Here is a 3241-nt window from a genome sequence, read left to right as displayed (position 1 = left end):
CTAATTGTTCTTTGCCGGCTACTATGTCGACCACCCCGCAACACCGTTCAGGAAAGGGCCTCCAGGTGTCAATCCGTGCACTGTCGGCATTACCCGTCGCACTGCTGTGTCTGTCGGCACTGGTCGGCTGCAGCGCCGACTCGGCCACATCGGCGGCGTCCTGCAACGGACCCGGAGTCTCCCCGAATGAGGTCAAGGTAGGCCTCATATATCCGGACACAGGGTCACTTTCCACCATATTTCAGTCGACTCGGGCCGGGTTGAACGCCCGCCTCGGCGTGGCGAACGCCGCCGGCGGTGTGAACGGCCGGAAGATCACCTACGAATGGGCCGACGACCGGGGTCGGGTGGACACCAACGGAGTGGTCAGCCGGAACCTGGTGGACGATCGGAACAGCTTCGCGATCCTCGAGGCGACCCCCACCTCGTCCGGTGGAGCCGACTACCTGGCTTCCCGGGGAATTCCGGTGCTCGGCGTCGCCGCGGAGCCCGTGTGGTCGCAGTACCGGAACATGTTCACCTACAGCTACTCCCAGGGTACCGTCAACTCGACGGACTCGGTCACCACCTTCGGGAAGTACGCCCAGCAGCTCGGCGGGACCCGGGCGCTGGTCATCGTCGATCCCGCCGGCATCGGCGTCTCCGACAAGACGGCCCAGCAGTTGCGGGCCAGCTTCCAGTCGGTGGGGATGGCCGTGGGTTCGGCGGCGGCCGACGAGGACCCGACCCAGAGCCAGATCGACGAGATCGTCCGGCGAGTCGCCGCAGACAAGGTGGACACGCTGGCCAGCGCGCTGTCCAGCAGCACTTTCGCGAAGATCGTCGCCGCGGTGCGACGCAGCGGCGCCAGTCCGAAGGCCATCCTCAGCGCCAACGAGACTCCCGGTACCCAGCTTCTGCAGGAGTACGGCCCGCTGCTGGCCGGTCTGACCGTCTACTCCGCCCAGCCGGTCGATCCGACCTCGCCCTCGTTCACCGCCTATCGGGACGCCCTGGCCCGCTACTCCCCCGACCTGGGGGACACCAGCCAGACCCTCGCGCGGGTCGGCTACGTCGTCGGCGACATGCTGGTCCGCGGTCTCCAGGAAGCCGGTCCCTGCCCCACCCAGGCGGGCTTCATCAGTCATCTGCGCGCGGTGAAGAACTACAACGCCGGCGGTCTCATCACCCCCATCGACTTCGACGCGGACTTCGGGAAGCTTCCGGTCTGCTACCCGTTCACCGCGGTCAACTCGGCCGGTAACGGCCTCATCACCACCGCCGCCAACTTCTGCGGGGAGCGCGTCAGCGCCTGACCCGCCGTTGTCGCACCCACGCCGTCGTCCAGCCCGTCAGCTGTCCACCGCCGTTCTCCCAGCCGGCCGCGGGGCTCCTCTCTCCCCGTCATGCCCCACCTGACCGTAGCCGTCGCGTCCCGGCCAGGTGGGGCAGTACGCTGCGCGGACTATGGAACTGTGGGAGATCGCGGCGCGGGAGCGCATTCGCGACGCACTGGTGCGGTACAGCTGGTCTGGTGACGGGCTGCGCCTGGACGAGCTCGCGCTGGCCTTCTGCGCGGACGGCGAGCTGGAACTGCGCGGCCAGGCACCCCTGCGCGGCCGAGCGGCGATCGTCGCCTTTCTCGGCGGCACAACGGCATCGGCGGCATCGGCGGCATCCAGGCATCAGCCGCCACCCGACGGGGCTGCCGTGGGCGGGCGGCGGATCGTCCGACACAACCTGACGAACACCCGGTTCCTCGAGCTCTCCCCGACCGAGGCACGGGTGGCCACCTATTTCACGGTGGTCACCGAGATCGGCCTGGACCACTATGGACGTTATCGGGACACGTTCGTTCCGGTCGGTGACGAGTGGCTGATCCGCCACCGGTTCGTCTCGACGGACTGGCACGCGCCGAACTCGACGATGGTCGCCCGTCCGAGCGCGATCTCGGGCTCCGACAATCAGGGTGATCCGCGGGGCTCGGCCACCCAGGTCGCGAATCCCGGCTGATGACGGGGGCGACCTGACCGTCCGCCCGCACCCTGGGTGGGTGGACGGTAGCCCAGACCGCCTCGTCACCACCGCCTGGCCAGTGTCCGCAGGGCCGACCGCATCTACGTTCCCGACGACGGTCAGGTCGTCGGGAACGGTACCCACACCGAGCTGATGGGCCGGCCCGGTATCTACCGCGACCTGTTCACCCTGCGGGCCCGCCAGTTCGTCGATCTCGACGACACCGTCGGCGCCGGTTCACCAGACGCCCCCGATGCGCCGACCATGGTCCGACAGCGGTAGCGTCGCAGTCGTCCGCCCCCATTGATCTGCGCACGCTGGAGGATGCTGCACCCGATGCGGCTGCATGTCGGCGCTGCGATGTGGGCGCACGCCTCGTGGAACGGGCGGTTCCTCCCGCATCCGCTGCCCGCCACCGAGCGGCTGCGTCATTACGCGAGCTGGTGCACGGCGGTCGAGGGCAACACCACCTTCTACGCCACCCCGGGTGTGGACACCGTGCGATCCTGGGCCCGACAGACCGACCCGGATTTCCGCTTCGTCCTGAAACTACCCAGGGTGATCACCCATGACCGGCGGCTGAACGATGTGGACGCACCGCTGCGCGCCTTCCTCGACGCGGTGGCACCCCTCGGGCCCCGGGTCGCGGCGCTGTGGCTGCAGTTCCCGCCCGCGTTCACTCCGTATGACGTCGCGGCGCTCGCGGCCTTCCTGCGCGGCCTGCCGCGGACACACAGGTACGCCGTCGAGGTCCGGCATCCGGCGTTCTTCACCGACCCGGCGGCCGCCCAGGTCCTAGAGCGGGCGTTGCTGACCGTCGGCGCCGAATGGGTTCCGTTCGACACCACCGTGTTCTTCGCCAGCCCACCCACCAGCGACGCCGAACGGGACGCCTGGACGAAGAAGCCGCGGGTGCCACGCCGCACCCACGCCCTGACCGACCGCCCGATCATCCGCTACCTCGGCCGCGACGACCCGGTACGCACCGCCGCGGGCTGGCGGCCCTGGGCCGACCGCTGTGCCGCCTGGCTACAGGAGAACCGCTCCCCCACCGTCTTCATCCACACCCCGGACAACGCCGACGCGCCGCGGTTGGCCCGCCAGTTCCACGACGACGTCCGCGCCCGTGTCCCCGAACTCGATCTCGCCCCGCTACCGGCTCCCCTGCCCGCCGCACCCCCCACCCTGTTCTAGTCCCACCGGTCCGTTCGTCCAGCCGGCTCTTCTCGTCAAAACAATCAAAGCC

General features: G+C 69.2%; 4 protein-coding genes. All 4 read left to right on the top strand.

The features are described from left to right. The first annotated feature begins 23 nt into the window (after nucleotides 1–23). The 4 genes from G6R24_RS19680 to G6R24_RS19665 all read left to right on the top strand — a co-directional run bounded on the left by G6R24_RS19680 (nucleotide 24) and on the right by G6R24_RS19665 (nucleotide 3189). Complete coding sequence (locus tag G6R24_RS19680; protein WP_225438789.1) at nucleotides 24–1295, top strand: ABC transporter substrate-binding protein; 1272 nt, start codon at nucleotides 24–26, stop codon at nucleotides 1293–1295. Between the two features lie 127 nt (nucleotides 1296–1422). After that, complete coding sequence (locus tag G6R24_RS19675; RefSeq protein WP_225438787.1) at nucleotides 1423–1992, top strand: nuclear transport factor 2 family protein; 570 nt, start codon at nucleotides 1423–1425, stop codon at nucleotides 1990–1992. A gap of 156 nt (nucleotides 1993–2148) precedes the next feature. After that, nucleotides 2149–2277 (top strand): hypothetical protein, encoded by a 129-nt coding sequence (locus G6R24_RS23465; protein WP_263864092.1) that lies wholly within the window; start codon nucleotides 2149–2151, stop codon nucleotides 2275–2277. Between the two features lie 54 nt (nucleotides 2278–2331). Continuing rightward, nucleotides 2332–3189 carry a DUF72 domain-containing protein gene (locus tag G6R24_RS19665; RefSeq protein ID WP_163550646.1) on the top strand — a complete coding sequence of 286 codons (858 nt, stop codon included), beginning with the start codon at nucleotides 2332–2334 and terminating at the stop codon, nucleotides 3187–3189. The last annotated feature ends 52 nt before the right edge of the window (nucleotides 3190–3241 follow it).

Source organism: Candidatus Frankia nodulisporulans (genome assembly GCF_902806475.1).
In the GTDB taxonomy this organism is placed as follows: Bacteria; Actinomycetota; Actinomycetes; order Frankiales; family Frankiaceae; genus Frankia; species Frankia umida.
The sequence above is the reverse complement of the archived record's forward strand: the minus strand, read 5'-3'. Positions and strand labels throughout refer to the sequence as shown.

Excerpts from the sequence above, each read along its gene's own strand:
- G6R24_RS19680 (WP_225438789.1), top strand. The coding sequence starts at position 24 with ATGTCGACCACCCCGCAACACCGTTCAGGAAAGGGCCTCCAGGTGTCA.
- G6R24_RS23465 (WP_263864092.1), top strand. The coding sequence starts at position 2,149 with ATGGGCCGGCCCGGTATCTACCGCGACCTGTTCACCCTGCGGGCCCGC.
- G6R24_RS19665 (WP_163550646.1), top strand. The coding sequence starts at position 2,332 with ATGCGGCTGCATGTCGGCGCTGCGATGTGGGCGCACGCCTCGTGGAAC.